The following is an 18,777-nucleotide window of genomic DNA, read 5'->3' as shown; positions in this document are numbered from 1 at the left end:
GCGCGAAAGGCGCTTCTACTGATCCCGGTTCATGGCCACCAGGTCCGGCGCCCTGTCCGATTCCCGGTATCCCAGCAGGTACAGAATCGCGTCCAGCCCCAGGGTGGAAATGGAATGGCGGGCGGACTCCTTAACCAGCGGCTTGGCCCGGAAGGCTACGCCCAGTCCGGCCTTGCTGAGCATGGGCAGGTCGTTGGCGCCATCGCCCACGGCAATCACCTGCTCCAGGCGGATGCGTTCCTCATCCGCGATCTGCTCCAGAAGTTCGGCCTTGCGCTGACCGTCCACAATCCGGCCGGCCACCTCGCCGGTTACACGACCATTCTCGATCTCCAGATCATTGGCGTAGACATAGTCGATGTTGAGCCGCTGCTGCAGATGCCGCGCGAAGTAGGTGAAGCCGCCGGAGAGGATCGCGGTGCGGTAGCCCAGGTTACGCAGAGTGGTGATCAGCCGCTCGGCGCCCTCGGTCAGCTTCAGCCGCTCCGCCACACGCTCGAGCACGGATTCCTCCATTCCCTCCAGAAGCGCCACCCGCTCCCGGAAGCTCTGGCTGAAGTCCAGCTCCCCCTTCATGGCCCTTTCGGTGATTTCGGCCACCTTGTGGCCCACGCCCGCCTCGGCGGCCAGCTCGTCGATCACCTCTGCCTCGATCAGGGTCGAATCCATGTCAAACACCACAAGCCGGCGGTTGCGGCGGTAGATGGAGTCCTCCTGGAAGGCGATGTCCACGTTGAGATCCGTGGCAATATGCAGGAAATCCGAGCGCAGCGCCTCCAGGTCCTGGGGCGTGCCGCGCACGGAGAATTCCACACAGGCGATACGGTCACTGCGCTCCAGGCTGGTGCGCCCGGAAAGGCGGGCGATGTTGTCGATATTAAGCCCGTGCTGTGCGGTAATACTGGAGACCCGCGCAATCTGGTCCGCGGTGATGTCCCGCGCCATCAGGGTGACCACATAGCGGCCGCGGCCCTTGCCCTGAACCCATTCGCCGTAGGCCTCCTCGGTGATGGGCTCGAAGCGCACCTGCAGGTCCAGCTCATGGATACGGAACAGCAGCTCCTTGAACACCTGGGGGGCGTTGTTCTCCTCGGGAATCTCCGCAAGGATGCCCCAGGTCAGGTGGTCGTGGATCACCGCCTGGCCGATGTCCAGGATGCGCACATCAAAGCGCGCCATAATACCGGTGATCTCGGAGGTAAGGCCGGGCTTGTCGCGCCCGGAGACATTGATCAGTACCAGTTCACTCATCCGCTGAAGACGCCTCCCCGGCGTTGTCGTGTTCAATCACTTCCATACGGTCAACCCGCTGGAGCCCGCGCGGCAGCTTGTGGCCACGCCGGCCCCGCTCGCCCCGGTAGTGCTCGAGGTCACTGAAGCGCAGCGTCAGGTGGCGCTTGCCGGCGTGCAGCACCAGCTGGTCCCGCTCCGAGAAGGTGGTGACCGCCACCATGGATTCCTCACCGCTTTTCACGCGCGCAGGCGGAATTCCGAGCATCTTGTTGCCCTTGCCCTTGGCCAGTTCCGGCAGCTCACTGAGCGGGAAGACCAGCAGGCGGCCCTCGCTGGACACCGCCGCCAGCCAGACGCTGTCGCCCTCGCGCACCCGCTGAGGGGGCAGTATCCCGGCGCCCTGGGGCACGTTGAGAACGGCCTTGCCGTTACGGTTGCGGCTGACCAGTGACGACAGCGGCGTCACAAACCCGTAACCGGCGGTGGTACTGAGCAGAACCCGCCCCTCACTAGCCATCATGAGGCCGGCAAAACCGGCGCCGGTGGGCGGATTGATGCGGGTGGTCAGCGGCTCGCCCTGGCCCCGCGCCGAGGGCAGCGTATGGGTATTGAGGGCATAGCTGCGCCCCGTGGTGTCAAGCACCAGCGCCTGCTGGTTGTTGCGCCCGCGTGCCGCCAGGGCGAAGCGGTCCCCAGCCTTGTAGCTGAACCCGCTGGGGTCGACATCATGCCCCTTGGCCGCCCGTATCCAGCCTTTCTCGGAAAGCACCACGGTAACCGGATCCCCGGAGACCAGGTCCGTCTCGCTGAAGGCCTTGGCCTCGCCCTTGGCCTCGATGGGGCTGCGGCGGTCATCGCCGAAGGTTTCGGCGTCGGCCTCGAGTTCGGATTTGATCAGCTCGCGCATGCGGTCCTCGGAGCCCAGGGTGGCCTCGAGACTGTCGCGCTCCTGCTGCAGCTCGTCCTGTTCGCCCCGGATCTTCATCTCCTCGAGCTTGGCGAGATTGCGCAGCTTGAGTTCCAGAATGGCCTCGGCCTGCTCGTCCGAGAGCCCGAAGCGGTCCATCAGTACCGGCTTGGGCTTGTCCTCATCGCGGATGATCTGGATCACCTCATCAATATTGAGGTAGGCCACCAGCAGCCCCTCGAGGATATGCAGCCGGGCCGTCACCTTGCCCAGGCGGTGCTCGAGCCGGCGGCGTACTGTCTCATGGCGGTATTCCAGCCACTCGGAGAGCAGCCCACGGAGGTCGCGGACCATCGGACGGCCGTCCAGACCGATGACGTTGAGGTTCATCCGGTAGTTCTTTTCCAGATCCGTGCTGGCGAACAGGTGCTCCATGAGCCCATCGGTGTCCACACGGTTGGAACGCGGCGAGATCACCAGCCGCACCGGATTCTCGTGGTCGGACTCGTCGCGCAGGTCGGTCACCATGGGCAGCTTGCGCTGCTGCATCTGCTGCGCGATCTGCTCCATGATCCGGTTGCCGGAGACCTGGTGCGGCATGGCCGTGATCACGATGTCGCCCCCCTCCAGCTGCCAGCGGGCCCGCATGCGCAGGGTTCCGCGGCCGGTACGGTAGAGCTGGCGCAGATCCTCCCGTGAGGAGACGATGGCAGCACCCGCCGGAAAATCCGGGCCCTGGATATGGTCACAGAGGGCATCCACGTCCGCCCCGGGGTCGTCCAGGAGCCGGATGCAGGCAGAGGTCACTTCCCGCAGGTTGTGCGGCGGGATGTCCGTGGCCATGCCCACGGCGATGCCGGTGGTGCCGTTGAGCAGCACGTGCGGCACCCGGGCCGGCAGGGTCGCGGGCTCATTCAGGGTCCCGTCGAAGTTCGGCTGCCAGTCCACCGTGCCCTGCCCCAGCTCGCTGAGCAGCACCTCGGAGAACTTCGCCAGCCGTGCCTCGGTGTAGCGCATGGCGGCGAACGACTTGGGGTCGTCCTGGCTGCCCCAGTTGCCCTGGCCATCCACCAGCGGGTAGCGATACGAAAAGGGCTGGGCCATCAGCACCATGGCCTCGTAACAGGCGGAGTCGCCATGGGGATGGAACTTGCCCAGCACATCGCCCACGGTGCGCGCGGACTTCTTGTACTTGGCGGTCGCAGAGAGACCCAGCTCGGACATGGCGTAGACGATCCGACGCTGGACGGGCTTCAGGCCATCCCCGATGTGCGGCAGCGCGCGGTCGAGAATGACGTACATGGAATAGTCCAGGTACGCCTTCTCCGTATAATCACGCAGCGCGACGCGCTCATAGCCCTCGTCGGTGGTCTCGAATTCCGGCATAGGCCCTCTGTGCTCCGTCATGGGTGGGTGCCCCTTTCGGGCAAAGCGCCATTATAGGGAGGCTTGCGCTGGACTCCAAACCAACGGTAGTGGATTTCCCGAATAGTGGGCCGGGAGCGCCGGGGGCTACCGTGAATCCACCTTCAGCGACGATCCTGTTATCACGGTGGAACCGATACCCCTTATGGCATCGAGTCGAATACGCGCTGCGCGCCGGGCTGCGGCCCAGGGACTCATGGTGGGCTTTGTCACCTTCGTGCTGATCATTGTAGTGGAATACATGTGGGCTGGCGCTCTGGTGGATCTGCGCCTGTACGGACTCACCAGCCTCGGGGTGAGTGTGCTGGTGTTCCTGAACCTGTTCTGGACCCGACACCAGCGACGCCCAAACAATGAAGGCGCCACTGATGACCGGCTACGCCGCCGTCACTGACGTATGCCTTCCACGGAAAGCATCAGGGTCACTTCTTCCGCCTGCGGCCCCAGATCATAGTCGATCCCGTAGTTCTCCAGTGTCAGGGTCGTTGTACCCTCGAACCCCATCCGGTAATTGCCCCACGGATCCTCTCCGTGATTGATCAGCTCCATCTCCAGGTCGATCTCTCGGGTAACACCACGCAGGGTCAGGTCACCGGTTACGGTGGCGGTATCCTCATCTTCCATCTCGACGGACGTGCTCTTGAACGTAGCCTCCGGGTACTCGCTCACGTACAGGAAGTCCTCTTCCCGCAGGTGCTTATCCCGCTCCGAATGGTTGGAATCCACACTGCTGGTGTCGACGGTCACCTGAACCGAGGATTCTTCCGGATTATCCGCGTCGTACTCGAAGCTGCCATCAAAATCATTGAAACGCCCGTAGAGGGTACTGAAACCAAGATGGCTGATGCGGAACTGGATGAACTGGTGCTGGCCCTCCCGGTCAAAGGCATAGGTGCCACTGGGGTCCGCCGCCAGTGCCTGGCCGGTACCCAAAACGGCCATAGTTACAGCTGATGCGATGAAACTGCGGGTCAGGTTTGTACGGTGATTCATGGTGTTCTCCTTCTGTGTGTTGTCTACTGCCTGTCCGGGGAGCGTGACTGACGCAGCTTCATGCACAGCATCCGTCGCAGCGTGTCGTCACGATCCCAGAAGTGGTGTTTGAGAGCGGCCAGTCCGTGAAGGCCCGCGAGTATGATCAGGGTCCAGCCCAGCCAGCGGTGCCAGTCACCGGCCAGATCCTCCATGCCCTGCACATCGCCTGTGACAGCAGGCACGCTGAACCAGTCGAAGACGGCCACTTCGCGCCCATCAGCGGTGGAGATCAGATAGCCGCTGATCACCATGGCCAGCATCAGCCCATAAAGCAGCCAGTGCACGGCATGGGCGCTGAGATGCTCCACCCTGGTGTGTTCAGGCACCGGTGCGGGAGGGGGCGAAACGAACCGCCACAGCAGCCGCAGCACCAGAGCCGCTCCCAGCAGCAGGCCAACGCTGCGGTGCCAGTCCGGCAGCACGTTGCGCAACGGGTCCATGTATCCGAGATCGACCATGTAAAGGCCGACCCCGAAAAGCCCGATGACGGCAGCCGCCATCAGCCAGTGCAGGCCAACGCTGACAATCCCCCATCGGCTCCATGTGTTACGCCACTGCATTGCTCCCCCTCCTCAACTTTGGAGTTTTTCCAGCCTAGCCCCTGCCTGCGAGCGGTGAAACCGAAAAGTTCTGTCACTGACCTTCAGAAAATCTGACTGTCTCCATGGTGCTTTTAACGTTGTTTGATGACAGGGGATGTCATTACGTTGATGAAATTGGCACAATCCGCTATGCCTGTCAGGAGGAGGGCCGTAAAAACGGGACGTTGTTCATAGTGCAGTCAGGGCCATGCCACCACTCGACCAGAGCAGTTCAGTGAGCGATCTTGAGCGTGTCAGCACCCTGCTGTCTCCGGCAGCTGAGGACCATTGCTGGGTCGGGCGCTATGAAGGTCTGGTGTTGCGTACCGCACTCCAGCCTATATTCAGCATCTCCCACAAGCGCACTGTCGGCTATGAAGCACTGATCCGCGCTTTTGACAACGACTCGTCGCCGGTCCTGCCGCCCCACCTGTTCGATCTCGCCGAGGATCACCCTTCAAACCTGCTCCTGGACCGCCTGTGCCGCGCGTTGCATGTGCGCAATTTCCAGAACGTCTCAGACGAGATCAACTGGCTGTTTCTCAACGTCTCCCCCCAGTGCATGGCCAGCGGCATGCAGTCGGATGCCTTCTTCGGCAGACTCCTGCAGGATTCAGGCTTCCCCGCCCATCGGGTGGTCGTGGAGATTGTCGAAAAACCCAGCGACGACCCGGCCCTGCTGCGCCGCACGGTGGAATACTACCGTTCCCTGGGCTGCCTTACGGCCATTGATGATTTCGGTGCAGGGCACTCAAACTTCGAGCGCATCTGGAACCTGCGTCCGGATATCGTCAAACTGGACCGCCAGATGCTCGCCCGGGCGACTGAAGATAAGCGCACACGACAGATTCTCAAGGGCATTGTCTCACTGCTCCACGAGTCCGGCTGCCTGGTACTGATGGAAGGTGTCGAATCCCGCGACCAGGCCCTCATCGCCGTGGATGCGGGCGTGGATTTCGTCCAGGGTTTCTATTTCCACCGGCCAACAACCGAGCTGGGCAACGCCGTCCGGGGCGCCACAGACTTCGATACACTGCTCGAGGAATACAAGCAGGAGAAACAGCAGCAGTCCGACCCGACACAGACGATCACCAGCTTCTTCAGCCATCGCTTTGAACGGGTGATCAGCGCACTCCAGGCAGGACATGGCTTTGAACAGGCCTGTGAAACGCTGGTCAATCACCACACCGTATCGCGCTGCTACCTCATCGGTGATGACGGTGTCCAGGTCCACGACAGCCTGCTTTCACCGGAAAGCGCCCACCGTCTGGATCCGCGTTTCCGACCACTGGAAAATACCGTACAGGCGGACTGGTACCGACAGCACTACCTTCGCCGCGCCCTGCGCTATCCCGGCGAGCTCCAGATCACCCGGCCCTATCTTTCGGCAACCGGCGCACACATGTGCATAACCCTGTCACGCGCCTTCGTCCACGGGGACCGCACCCTGGTACTGTGCTGCGACATTCTTACCGGTGAGCAGCCTGGAGTCTGAGTTTTCCTGGCACCCACTCAACCAGTAACAGTGATTCCCCGTAAAGCGAACACGTGTTAGCTTTACTCCTCCACACATGCAGTCAAAGTGTGGGAACAGAGTATCAAGCAATCCGCACCAGAGTCTGTTACCGTAACAACTGTAATTCTCAGGAGATCGCCATGACAGTGGCCCAATTTGACAAAGCCGATCTGGAACGCTGCGGAAGAGGGGAACTCTTCGAAGGCGATATGCGGCTGCCGGTTGATCAGATGCTGATGCTGGACCGGATTCCCCACATCAGTGATGAAGGCGGTGAGTACGGCAAGGGCCAGTTGATCGCAGAGCTGGATATTGACCCCGAGCTCTGGTTCTTCGACTGCCACTTCAAGGGCGATCCCGTCATGCCGGGCTGCCTGGGCCTGGATGCGCTGTGGCAACTGACCGGTTTCTATCTGGCCTGGACAGGTGGCCAGGGCCGGGGTCGGGCTCTGGGCTGCGGAGAGGTGAAATTCACCGGTCAGGTGCTACCCTCAAACAAGCTGGTGCGCTACCAGCTCGACATCAAACGCATCGTCCGGCGTGGTGTTACCATGGGCATTGCCGACGGGGTCGTCTCAGTGGATGGGCGCCCCATCTACCACGCGAAGGACCTGCGCGTCGGGCTCTTCACATCCACGGAAAACTTCTGAGGCAGAGACTAGCAATGAGACGTGTCGTGATTACCGGGATGGGGGTCATCTCCAGCCTGGGCAACAACCAGCGGGAGGTCACCGACTCCCTGCGCCAGGTCCGTTCAGGCATTGAGTTCAGCGAGGACGCCCGGGATAACGGGCTCCGCAGCCATGTCTGGGGCGGCCTCCATATCGACCCTAAAGAGCACATCGACCGCAAGCTCTACCGGTTCATGTGCCCCGCCTCCGCCTATGCCTATATGGCGATGCAGGAGGCCGTGGAGCAGTCCGGCCTCACGGACAAAGAGATCAAGGCGGATACCACGGGGCTGATCATGGGCACCGGCGGTGCCTCGACCGTTGAACTGATGGACTCGATCGATACCCACCGCGAGAAGGGTATCCGGCGCGTTGGCCCCTACCGCGTACCGCGGACCATGGGCTCGGCGATCAACGCCAACCTGGCGACTGCCTACGGCATCCGGGGCGTCAACTACGGCATCACCTCCGCATGCGCCACCAGCGCCCACTGCATCGGCCACGCCGCCGACCTGATCGCACTGGGGCGCCAGGACGTGATGTTCGCCGGCGGCGGCGAAGACCTGCACTGGACCCTGACGCTGCTGTTCGACGCCATGGGCGCTCTGTCGACCAAGTACAACGACACACCCGAGAAGGCTTCCCGCACCTATGACGCGGACCGGGACGGTTTTGTCATCGCCGGCGGGGGCGGTGTGCTTGCGCTTGAGTCACTGGAACATGCCCAGGCACGCGGTGCTCCGATCCTGGGCGAACTGGTCGGCTTCGGGGCAACGTCCGACGGCGCTGATATGGTGGCGCCATCGGGTGAAGGCGCCGTCCGGTGCATGCAGCAATCACTGAAGGGCATCGATGAGCCGCTGAGCTACATCAACACCCATGGCACCAGCACACCCATGGGCGACGTCGTGGAGCTGCAGGCCATTCACAAGGTCACGGGCGATGCCATGCCCCCGACCAGTTCCACCAAGCCGCTGACCGGTCACTCGCTGGGTGCGGCCGGGGTGCACGAGGCCATCTACACCCTCATCATGCAGCGCGAAGGCTTCATCACGCCATCCGCCAACATCGAGAACCTTGATGAAGGCGCCGAGGGCTACCCCATACTGCGTGAACTGAAAGAGAATGTGGACCTGCCGCTGGTCATGAGCAACAGCTTTGGCTTCGGCGGCACCAACGCTACTCTGGTCTTCCGCCGCTTCGACGGCTGACCCGCAGGCAGCGGGCCGGGGTCATCCCACGACCTCGGCCTCGTTGCCGTGCTCTTCCAGCCAGGTGCGCCGGTCCGCGGCGCGCTTCTTGCCCAGCAGCATGTCCATCCGATCATCGGTACCATCATCCGGACTCAGTGAAAGCTGAACGAGACGCCGTGTGTCCGGTGCCATGGTGGTCTCACGCAGCTGCAGCGGGTTCATCTCGCCAAGCCCCTTGAAGCGTTGGGTCTGGATTTTCCCCTTGCGCTTTTCCGCCGCCAGGCGGTCGATGATGCCCTGCTTCTCGTGCTCGTCCAGGGCGTAGAAGGTCTCCTTGCCCAGATCGATGCGATACAGCGGCGGCATGGCCATGAAGATGTGCCCCGACTCCACAAGGGGCCGGAAGTGTTTGACGAAGAGGGCGCACAGCAGTGTCGCGATGTGCATGCCGTCCGAATCCGCATCCGCCAGGATGCAGACCCGGTTGTAGCGCAGGCCGGCCAGGTCCCCGGAGCCGGGATCCACGCCAATGGCCACGGCGATATCGTGCACTTCCTGGGAGCTGAAGATCTCTCCCGAATCCACCTCCCAGGTATTGAGGATCTTGCCCCGCAGCGGCATGACCGCCTGGTATTCACGGTCCCGCGCCTGCTTGGCGGAACCGCCCGCGGAGTCCCCCTCCACCAGGAACAGCTCCGACTGGGCCGGATCGGTACCGGTGCAATCCGCCAGCTTGCCAGGCAGTGCCGGACCGGAAGTAATCTTCTTGCGCTGGACCTTGCGTGAAGCCTTGAGGCGGCGCTGGGCATTGCCGATCACGAACTCGGCCAGCGCCTCGGCAATGTCCGTGTGCTGGTTCAGCCAGAGGCTGAAGGCGTCCTTGACCACGCCGGAGATGAAGCTGGCAGCCTCCCGGGAGGACAGACGCTCCTTGGTCTGGCCGGAGAACTGCGGCTCCTGCATCTTGAATGACAGCACATAGCTGCAGCGCTCCCAGATGTCATCCGGCGTGAGCTTCACCCCGCGCGGCAACAGGTTGTGCAGCTCACAGAACTCGCGCAGCGCTTCCAGAAGCCCTGTCCGCAGGCCGTTCACATGGGTGCCGCCCTGGGTGGTTGGAATCAGGTTCACATAGCTCTCGGCCACCACCTCCGTATCCTCGGGCAACCACTGCAGCGCCCAGCTGACCATCTCGGTGTTGCCGCTGATCTCGCCGGTGAACGGCTCCTGCGGCAGGCACTCCCGATCCGCCAGGGCGGTTTTCAGGTAGTCGGTCAGCCCGTCCTCGTAATACCACTCGTCCTTCTCGCCACTCTCTTCCTGCAGCAGAGTAACGGTCAGCCCCGGGCAGAGAACGGCCTTGGCACGCAGGTTGTGGCGCAGGCGGGGAATCGAGTATTTCGGGGTCTCAAAATAATCCGGATCCGGCAGGAAGCTCAGTGTGGTGCCCGTATTGCGCTTGCCCACAGTGTCGATGACGTTCAGGTCTTCGACCTTGTGACCGTGCTCGAAACGGATCCGGTGCAGCTTACCGTCGCGCCGGATCAGCACCTCCAGTTCCCTGGAAAGCCCGTTGACCACCGATACCCCTACCCCGTGCAGCCCGCCGGAGTACTGGTAATTGGCCTTATTGAACTTGCCGCCGGCATGCAGCCGGGTCATGATCAGCTCCACCCCCGGAATGCCCTCTTCCTGATGGGCATCAACCGGCATGCCACGACCATCATCGGTCACCGACAGGCGGCCGTCAGCGTGCAGAACCACATCAATCCGCTTCGCATGGCCACCCAGCGCCTCGTCCACACTGTTGTCGATGACCTCCTGGGCCAGATGGTTCGGGCGGGAGGTGTCGGTGTACATGCCCGGGCGCTTGCGCACCGGGTCCAACCCTTTCAGGACTTCAATGGAATCGGCGTTGTAATCACTGCGTTGGCTCATGGGCTCGGGTGTCCATCAACGGGAGTGAGGCGGCGACCCCTGGGGCCACCGGATTCAGTATGCTCGTAACAGTACCAGAGAAAGGGAGGTGATTCAGCGCCCGGCCGACGCTTCCAGGCTCAACGGAAAACCGTCAGAGTCCATCTCGACGTACAGGCTTGACCAGCCCTCATCGGGGATAGCGAGCGCAACGCAGGGTGTTGTGATGACCTGGGCCATCATGGCGTCACTATCCGGCCTGGTTGCCTCCAGCGACAGGGTCAGGACCTTCTCGACCGTTTGCGCCTGACGCAGCTCCGCGCCGTAACCCGGAGTAGGACGCTGCCCCAGATAGATCACCAGCACGTCCCGTCCGGCCTTGAGCGCCCCCTCACCAGCCGGCAGCAGACCATCCACATCGGGAAATTCCGACATTGACCGCGCCAGCGAGAGCCCGGGGCTCTGACGGTTGCAGTGATCCGCCTTCCCAACCACGTCGACACCGGAAAGCGACGCCATCTCCGCCTGCCCCGACTGGCATCCCACCAGTAACGGCACCAGCAGCCCGATTCCCAAAGTTCGAAGACTTATCATTGCCATAATCCCCTTACCGGCAACTCACTGATTATTGGTTCGACGGTAGCCGGGATCCGCCTGGGTATCAACCGGGCGGGTGAAGGCAGTTTCCAGTGTCACGCTCAGGTTCATGGTCCGGGTCACCTCAACCTCTCGCAGCCGCCCCTCTGACAGGTATTCCGCGCAAGCTTCACCCGGGCCGCAGAAGGCGCCGTCATTGTCCATATCCGTCCCGGCAATCAAATGATAGCGCCCGGGCTCGATGTCGGAAGTGTTGAACTCGAACTGATACCGCCCCTCGTTCGCTTCCACAAGCTTCTGTACGACTTCCACTCTGTCGTTGCTGTCATCAACCGGTATCAACTGGACAAAATGAGCGCCGGCATTCCGGTTCTCCTCCCCGCTCTCGAGCGTGGCGGTGACCGGGAGACTGAATGCCCGGTCCTCGCCATTGGCCGAATAGGTCACCTCCAACGTGTCACGGTATAGGGTGCCGGTATTCATGTTGTCGGTATTCAGCTCAACCCGGAAGCGGCGTTCACCCAGACGCACCACACTCAGCCAGTTCTCGGTGCTGGCAACGTCCGGTTTACTGAATGCCACCCCCGTATTTCCGATTTCACGCAATCGCAGTTCCGCTTCAGTGTTGTCGTCATCAAACTGGAACGCTTCACGCTGGGGCTCCAGGGCCGCATAGCCCGACCAGTCACTGGATGCTGCTGCCGAGGCATCGATCACACCGCTACCGGTCTCTATATCAAACGCATCGGTCCCGGTGGCCTTGGTTATCTGGCCTTCGCGGACCAGAGCCCGCGCCACTGCCGGCGAGAGATCATCGTCCCCCTGCCTCAGCATGGCCATCACACCACTGACATGGGGTGCGGCCATGGAGGTGCCCTGGAGATACCCAACGCCTCCGGGAACAGTGCTGAACACGGCTCCCTTACCATCACCACCACAGCCATTCGTCACGCCTCCGCCCGGCGCAACCAGATCCAGCCACACCCCGAAGTTGGAAAACTCGGAGCGCTCCCCCGTGCAATCCACGCTTCCAACCGCCAGGACCGTTGGGTAGGAAGCCGGGAAAAAGGGTCGGTCGTCCCCGGCATTTCCCGAGGCACCCACAACGATCACGCCCGCATCTTCTGCGTCGGCAATGGCGTCCGCCAGGCTCGGATTATTCGTCTGACTGCCGAGGCTGAGGTTGATGAGGTCCGCCCGCGGCTGACCGCCCTCGTTGAGGACCCAACGGATCCCCTCAATGACATCGGCAACACTGCCCTCATCACTGCCAAGCACGCGCACCGGCACCAGATCCACGGCATGGGCAACGCCGGTCACCTTCCCGTTGGTACCACTTGCATCCGCACCAAGCGTACCCGTCACATGCGTGCCGTGATCGCTGTCGCTCTCGTCCAGGGGCCTGTAGTCATCATCAACCGCGTCATAACAGCCCTGTTGCGCGCAATTGATATTGGGCGCCAGCTCCGGGTGCCAGTCCTCATCGCGACGACTCACACCGGTATCGAGCACAGCCGCCCGCACCCCGGAGCCATCACGCCTGTCCCATGCATTTTTATCCAGATTGATGAGATCGTAATGCCACCTCTGTTTCGGATAACCGGTCTGGGTGGTTGGCGATAGAGCCTTGACCCGATGGTTGGGCGTGGCCGATGCCACCCCGGGTGTTTCTTCCAGCTCCCGGATCCATTCCAGGGTGCGAACCACCGTCTCACTACGGGTGGCATCCGCCGGCATGAGAGCTTCACGCTCACGCGGCATGCGCACATGATGCTGGCCTCCGCCGAGAGCCCGCTGCTGCCCTGCCGACGCAACCGCAGTACCGGCCTGGGTCCGCATCTGACCGCTGCCGCTCCCGGGCTCCATGGTCACAATCGCTTCCCCAGGCAGGATATCCGAACCGGCCACCCCAAGCGTCTCACCCTGGCTGAGCGACGTGACCCGGACCACGTAACGCGCCGGGCCGCCACCGCTTGCCGTCAGGATCAGGTCATGCTCCCCACCCTGCTGCGCCTGGACCGACTTGGTGGTTTCCTGATTATCCGCTGACTCGCTGTCTACCCCACCTGCAACCGGCTCCAGCCTGAGCTGTGTCGAGGGAGGTGCCAGTGTGGCACCGGATGGATTGTAGGGCGCGGGGAAAATGTTGACGGTCACACGCTGCCCGTTCACAAGGCTGAGGCGCAGTTGATCGGTGTCATCCGCAGGGTAGCTGAAGTCATTCCCGTAGCTGCCTGCTCCCGAACTGACGTAGCCGCCTACCGTCACATTACCGGGATAGGGAGACCCCGAATTCTGAACACCGTTCAGCGGCACGTCCCGGGAGCTGTCCAACCCCTGCACCGTCAGGTCCAGCGCCGTATCCGCATCGGTGCGGGTCCCGGACGCGATCTCAATTGTGCCCCGGATCACTCCCGGACCATTTGCCCCCCCACCATCGCCACCACAGGCGGCAAGCACAAGCGTTGAAGCTCCGCTCACGATCAGTTGGGTCAGCCACCTGGGGTACACGGATCGGTCCTCACTATTCCCGGTTGCAGGTCATCTCCATCATCCATGAATACCTACGAAAAAGCGGCCCCGAAGGGCCGCTTTTGTACAAGCTTTCACAGTTTCAACCGTAGAACAGAAGAGGCACCAGGCCAACCAGCAGCAGCGTCGTGCCCATCACCATCAGTGGCAGGATCAGGCGCTGGAAACGCCGGTAAAGGTTGGGCGCCTCGGGTTCCGGGACCAGCGCCTCCTTAACGCCCACCACCTGTCGGGTAAGGAGGTGGTTGAGTGCAACCGGTGGCGTCAGGTACCCCAGCTCGAAGGCCACAATGGTCATGACCCAGAAATGCAGCGCGTCGACACCCAGACCAATGGCTGGCTGCGCAATGGTGGCGGAAACCAGCACCACGGCCGCGAACGGGTCCATGAACATGCCGATGATGGTCAGCATCACCATGAGCGCCAGCACCACCAGCAGGACCGACTCGGCTTCCGCCGGGAAGAGGCCGGCGATCACATGGGAGCGCTCCAGCACACCACCAACAGTCATGGACAGACCAATGAGCGTGAGCAGCGCGCCCACATGCACGGCGGACTCACCGGCACCGAGCGCGATCCGACGGGTGGTGCCCGCGATGCGGCTGCCCCCGCCATCGTAATCAAGCGCTACCAGGGCGATCATGATGATCGGCAGCATCATGGGCGCGGTGAACTCGTTGAACTTCATTCCCAACAGGAACCAGAACAGGAACACCATCACCGCAATCAGGATCACGTCCGGAATCAGCGGCTTGAGCGCCCGCAGCGACTGCTTCATGGCAAGCCGTGGGTTCTCGACCCGGGGCCGCCATTCTTTCTCGCTCCGGGTCACCGTCAGGGTGAAGATGGTGGCGGAGAGGATGAACACCCAGAAGCCCCAGCCAAAGAGTTCGCTCGTTGTGACTTCCTTGTTCAGCGCCGCCACCACCACGATCAACAGGCAGGGATTGAGGACCACGCCCAGGCTGCCGGACATGGCCGTCGTAGCCAGAGACAGCTGACGCCCGGCCCCGGCCCGCCGCAATTCATCATAGACAGTGCCGCCCACCGCAAGGATGAAGATGCCGGAGGCGCCGGTGAACGCGGTCGGGAAGGCCGTGGCGAAGATCACGAGTGAGGCCAGCGTCGCCGGCGGCAGCTGCCAGGGCTGAACAATGGCGAGGAGCCGGTCCGGGATATTGGTCTGTTTGAGCATCATGCCCACAAACACATAGAGACCAATGTTCACGAACAGCGACGCGTGCTTGGTCAGCTGGTTCAGGTAAACACCAAGACCGGCCGTATCCCACTCACCACCGCTGGAGAAGTACAGGTAGCCCATGACCCCCATCCAGCAGTAGAGCGGAATGGCCAGAGGCGATGAGATGGCCAGCTTACCCCGGGGCAGATCCGCCGGCATGCTGAACAGACGCACCAGGTTGATCGCCGCCAGGACGCTGAACATCGTCATCCAGGCCTTCTGGAGCATCTGGAGGCTTCCGGTGTCCGGCGTATCGACAAGATCGCCGAAGTAGTTGTAAAGGGAGTAGACCATCAGCAGGTTGACCACCAGCTGGCCGGCTTCCGCCAGCACCCAGTCCACCCGGCTGATCGGGGGGCGGATACTGATGTGATGGTTCGCGAACGCTGCGGTAGCCGCGCCGAAACCAAGCAGCATGATGAACAGGTAGGTGGAGAGGGACCGATTATCCGTCAACCATGCGGACATGCCCCGCTCAACCGTTTTGTAGGCCACCAGAACGGGCGTAATACGCTCCTGCATGGCCTCGTACTGTTCGTGCTGCTCCTCGCAGCGCTCAACGTTGCCCTTGATCGAACGCCGCAGCTGCTCCTCGCTGGGGCCACCACCACCCAGACCGAAGGGGTCGTCCTCCTTCGCCGACAGCTCTTCCTGAACCCTCTTATCGATGTCGACATCCGTCTCGCAGCTGGGGGCCTCGGCCCCCGGATCCAGCGAGTAATACCCCGGCCATATCTGCTCGCCCATGGACAGCATGCGGGCATGCATATTGCTGCCGAGCCCCATCAGGAGCAGGGCGACCAGCAGCAGGAGAACGATCGCGCCGTGCAGACGGCGCGCATGGCTGGGGGCGCGGGCGCTACCCCAGGAGGAGGACGGTTCCGACATGACTACCTCAATACGTCAGGAATCAGGAATGAGTGGTGTTACTCACGGTCCGGTGCTGTGCACTCGGAGGCACCCGGATTGATCCGGCAACGCACCTTGCGCAGCAGCGTCAGCATCTCGCCGTGATACACCTCCGGCACCTCATTACCGTCCCCGTCCACGCCGTCACGCAGCTCGATGCGGTTCTGCCGGAACATTTCCTGATAATCCGCGATGTCGGCATCCGGAATCTCCACCCAGGTATCGTCCGGGATGTCCTTTTCATATTCCTTGACGGACTTAAGCGCGGTGTTGAAGTGATCAAACGCCACCTCACGCGAGGTCTGGGCCTCCTCGTCCGTCAGCGCGTCATCACGCACCACGATCTGCATGGTCAGCTGGCCCAGCGGGTAATCAATCACGCCGCCGGTGTCTCCGATCCCCCGATAGAGCTCCAGTGCTTCATAAGCCCAGCCTGGCGCGTAAGCCGCGTCCACGGAGCGGTTGTTGAACTTGCCCCCAAAGTCAGTGATCGACGACGGCTCCACGCTCGCATTCACATAGTTCACCATGTGGACCGCATCCGGGTGATGATTGAGGGTCGCGAGGCGCTTGCCTGCAAGATCCTCGACCGTGTCCATGTCCCGGTCCGTTACGAACAGGTAGGCGGCCCCCAGGGGGAAAATCCCCGCGATCTCGTAGTCCCCCTCTTTCATGTACTGACTGGCCGAGGGCTTGTTGATAGCGGCAAGCACCGTCTCCAGGTGCTTATAGGAGGGAATCGCGCCCACGGCACTCAGGGTGCCTGTGAACTCGTTGTAGCGCCGGATCCGGATATCGGTGGCCGCCAGCGCATCGCAATCACCCGCAGAGAAGGAGGACATGGCCACACCCTCGTCGGTGTACGGCTCCAGATTGAACTTGATGCCTTTCTCGCGCATATCCAGCGCATAGTCCTCGATCAGCGCGTACTGGTCGCCACTGGAACCGATCAGGTCGAACACGCACATGTTGATTTCTTTTTCCTGGGCCTGCGCGAAAGGTGCCAGGCCAAGACAGACGGCTGCCGTCAGACTGCGGAGTCGCATGGATATCTCCTGTTGGATGTTGTTGTCAGTTGAGTCCCACTGCGGGCCTGCTCAGAGCAGGCCCTCGGTATCAATGTTGCTGCCCTCGTCCGGTTCGTTACCGGTTTCCCCGAAACGATTGACCGGGGTGCGATAGCCGTGTTCCCGGGTCCAGAGGCGATCGGACACCGCCCATGCAATCTGCATGGCCACACGGTCCGTCAGCTGATACCGCTCCCAAACTTCGAAGTCCTCGGAGGTTTCATCAAGATAGGCCAATGTTTCGGCAATGGTCTTATCCCGACCGACGTTCTCGGCAATCTGAAGCTCAAACGCAGCAGGAATCCGGAGCCCTTTCTCGACACCGAGCTTGCGGTTGCGCTCAAGAACTTCCCAGGCACTGGCACTGACCTCGTCCGGCTTCAAATCCGGGAGCAGTACCCAGATCGTCGCCCTCAGGCCTTCCGGAATACCGGCCCACTTCTCGTTGTCGACGCAGTAGGTGGAACGCTCAACCTGAGCGGCCAGACGGCGGGACACATCGGCACGACCGCCCGCCTTGCCGTCGTTCAGGACCGCCTGGGCGCCGGAGACGAGGCCGAGCAGGAAGGTGATTTCGTCCTGGTCGGTATAGAGGTTCGGGCATTCAGCATCCGGCTTGGGCTCGTAACTGAACCCCGTCAGCATCCGCTTGAAAGCACGCTCGCGGCGCTCCGCCGTAATACCGTACTTGCGCTGCATCGCTTCGCGGGCGTCACGCAGCTCGTTCAGGTTGCCCTCATAGTCGGCCCGCAGGTAACGCAGCTCTTCTTCCTGTGCGTCCTGCTCCATGCAGATGCCCGCCAGAACAGACAGCAGGGTACCGGTCTTGGCCGGCTCCATGGTTACCCGGGAAAAGGAGTAGAGAAGCGGGTCTACCGACTCGCCGAGCGCACAGGCTTTGCCAACGTCGGTCATGGCCAGCACGTAAGGCGTGTTCTCGGCTTCGGCATAACCGGTCATCACGTCACCGGTTATCTTGTGGAGGGGGTTAACGGAACACCCGGCCAGCATTACCAGAGCGACAAGCACACCAGTGATACGAGCCAAGGAGATGCCGTTATTGGTTTTGTTCGGCATGATCACTCTCCATCTGTTACGCAGCAGCCCGGAAGCGGGCACCGACTTGTTGGACAATCCACTCAAGCGCCCGCCACAGTGCGGGTTAAAGCTTGATGATCGTCAAGGCCGTCATGAAACGGCAGTCTCGGGGAGGATGCAACGGCCGAAATGGCAGGCCTGTGATGTCGTTACAGCGAGTAACCGCCGGTAACAACGGTCTGGCCTGAGTCCACAAGGCTACGGACAGCGCAGAATTTTGGGAAAAGAGGCTTCAGGCAGGAGGGATTTTCAGCATGCTCATCACATGATCCGCCAGATTCTCAATGGTCATATCCCCCTCGGGCCGGTACCAGGTAATGGTCCAGCTGAGTGCGCCAGTGAGGAACCGGCGCAGTATGAACGGCTCCGCCTCGATCAGCCCATCGCTTTTGGCACGGGTCAGCGTGTCCAGCCAGATGCCCTCGTAGCCCTCCCGGAGTTCCAGGATCTCCGCCTGACTGGCTTCGGACAGGCTCCGCCACTCATAGACCAGCACCGCCATGGCCTCGCCCGTCTCGCCATTGATCGACTCCAGCTCACACTGCACCAGCGTCCGCACCGCCTCGCCCGTATCGGCTACCGCCTCAAGGCGCGACCGCATCCGACCCGTGTTGACCAGAATCGCCTCCCTCATGACCGCCTTCAGGATCTCCTCCTTGGTACGGAAATGATGAAAGATGCTCCCGGACTGGATACCGACCGCGGAGGCCAGATCCCGCACCGTGGTGCGTTCATACCCCTTGTCCCGGAACAGGTGGGCAGCCTGGCGCAGGAGACGGCCTCTTGGGGACTCCGGGTCGGTGAAGCTCGGGGGATCGGACGGGGCGGCCATTTCCTGGGACAAAGCAGAAGTCTC

General features: G+C 62.1%; 15 protein-coding genes. 4 read left to right on the top strand and 11 right to left on the bottom strand.

From position 1 onward, the window contains the following. Nucleotides 1–15: 15 nt before the first annotated feature. Together serB and parC are read right to left on the bottom strand one after the other, a co-directional pair. Nucleotides 16–1,251: a phosphoserine phosphatase SerB gene (gene serB, locus QZ501_RS01105; protein ID WP_151441059.1), complete on the bottom strand. Its 1,236-nt coding sequence runs from the start codon at nt 1,249–1,251 to the stop codon at nt 16–18. After that, the gene (gene parC, locus QZ501_RS01100; protein WP_295716539.1) at nt 1,244–3,547 is read right to left on the bottom strand and encodes a DNA topoisomerase IV subunit A; all 2,304 of its coding nucleotides are present in this window, start codon (nt 3,545–3,547) and stop codon (nt 1,244–1,246) included. Before parC ends, serB begins: the two co-directional genes overlap by 8 nt. Nucleotides 3,548–3,710: 163 nt before the next feature. On the opposite strand from parC, the gene QZ501_RS01095 reads away from it, so the two are divergent. Further along, nucleotides 3,711–3,959 (top strand): hypothetical protein, encoded by a 249-nt coding sequence (locus tag QZ501_RS01095; protein WP_151441058.1) that lies wholly within the window; start codon nt 3,711–3,713, stop codon nt 3,957–3,959. Here the strand turns inward: QZ501_RS01095 and QZ501_RS01090 are convergent. Beyond that, the gene (locus QZ501_RS01090) at nt 3,953–4,558 is read right to left on the bottom strand and encodes a YceI family protein (protein ID WP_202405506.1); all 606 of its coding nucleotides are present in this window, start codon (nt 4,556–4,558) and stop codon (nt 3,953–3,955) included. The genes QZ501_RS01095 and QZ501_RS01090 overlap by 7 nt on opposite strands. A 23-nt stretch (nt 4,559–4,581) precedes the next feature. Further along, entirely contained in the window at nt 4,582–5,160 is a 579-nt protein-coding gene (locus QZ501_RS01085) for a cytochrome b (RefSeq protein ID WP_151441057.1), read from the bottom strand. Nucleotides 5,161–5,416: 256 nt separating this feature from the next. On the opposite strand from QZ501_RS01085, the gene QZ501_RS01080 reads away from it, so the two are divergent. The 3 genes from QZ501_RS01080 to fabB all read left to right on the top strand — a co-directional run bounded on the left by QZ501_RS01080 (nt 5,417) and on the right by fabB (nt 8,579). Further along, nucleotides 5,417–6,676: an EAL domain-containing protein gene (locus QZ501_RS01080; RefSeq protein ID WP_295716536.1), complete on the top strand. Its 1,260-nt coding sequence runs from the start codon at nt 5,417–5,419 to the stop codon at nt 6,674–6,676. Between the two features lie 161 nt (nt 6,677–6,837). Then, nucleotides 6,838–7,347 carry a bifunctional 3-hydroxydecanoyl-ACP dehydratase/trans-2-decenoyl-ACP isomerase gene (gene fabA, locus QZ501_RS01075; RefSeq protein WP_095618655.1) on the top strand — a complete coding sequence of 170 codons (510 nt, stop codon included), beginning with the start codon at nt 6,838–6,840 and terminating at the stop codon, nt 7,345–7,347. A 14-nt stretch (nt 7,348–7,361) separates the two neighbouring features. Further along, the gene (gene fabB / locus QZ501_RS01070) at nt 7,362–8,579 is read left to right on the top strand and encodes a beta-ketoacyl-ACP synthase I (RefSeq protein ID WP_160897871.1); all 1,218 of its coding nucleotides are present in this window, start codon (nt 7,362–7,364) and stop codon (nt 8,577–8,579) included. 21 nt (nt 8,580–8,600) lie between these two features. Here fabB and parE read toward each other — a convergent pair whose 3' ends face one another. The 7 genes from parE to QZ501_RS01035 all read right to left on the bottom strand — a co-directional run bounded on the left by parE (nt 8,601) and on the right by QZ501_RS01035 (nt 18,765). Next, complete coding sequence (gene parE, locus QZ501_RS01065) at nt 8,601–10,499, bottom strand: DNA topoisomerase IV subunit B (protein ID WP_151441049.1); 1,899 nt, start codon at nt 10,497–10,499, stop codon at nt 8,601–8,603. Nucleotides 10,500–10,592: 93 nt separating this feature from the next. After that, a complete protein-coding gene (locus QZ501_RS01060) occupies nt 10,593–11,072 on the bottom strand; it encodes a protease complex subunit PrcB family protein (protein ID WP_295716532.1) in 480 nt (159 codons plus the stop codon). Between the two features lie 24 nt (nt 11,073–11,096). After that, nucleotides 11,097–13,487 (bottom strand): S8 family serine peptidase, encoded by a 2,391-nt coding sequence (locus tag QZ501_RS01055; protein WP_295716531.1) that lies wholly within the window; start codon nt 13,485–13,487, stop codon nt 11,097–11,099. A gap of 202 nt (nt 13,488–13,689) precedes the next feature. Then, on the bottom strand, nt 13,690–15,735 hold the full coding sequence (locus tag QZ501_RS01050) for a TRAP transporter large permease subunit (RefSeq protein WP_295716530.1): 2,046 nt from the start codon (nt 15,733–15,735) through the stop codon (nt 13,690–13,692). Between the two features lie 38 nt (nt 15,736–15,773). After that, complete coding sequence (locus tag QZ501_RS01045) at nt 15,774–16,802, bottom strand: putative solute-binding protein (protein ID WP_160897867.1); 1,029 nt, start codon at nt 16,800–16,802, stop codon at nt 15,774–15,776. Nucleotides 16,803–16,853: 51 nt separating this feature from the next. After that, nucleotides 16,854–17,900, bottom strand: a complete 1,047-nt coding sequence (locus tag QZ501_RS01040; protein ID WP_160897866.1) for a hypothetical protein — start codon at nt 17,898–17,900, stop codon at nt 16,854–16,856. A 253-nt stretch (nt 17,901–18,153) separates the two neighbouring features. Continuing rightward, entirely contained in the window at nt 18,154–18,765 is a 612-nt protein-coding gene (locus tag QZ501_RS01035; RefSeq protein WP_295716529.1) for a TetR/AcrR family transcriptional regulator, read from the bottom strand. Between the last annotated feature and the right edge of the window lie 12 nt (nt 18,766–18,777).

This window comes from uncultured Halovibrio sp., assembly GCF_913056445.1.
In the GTDB taxonomy this organism is placed as follows: domain Bacteria; phylum Pseudomonadota; class Gammaproteobacteria; order Pseudomonadales; family Oleiphilaceae; genus Halospina; species Halospina utahensis_B.
The sequence above is the reverse complement of the archived record's forward strand: the minus strand, read 5'-3'. Positions and strand labels throughout refer to the sequence as shown.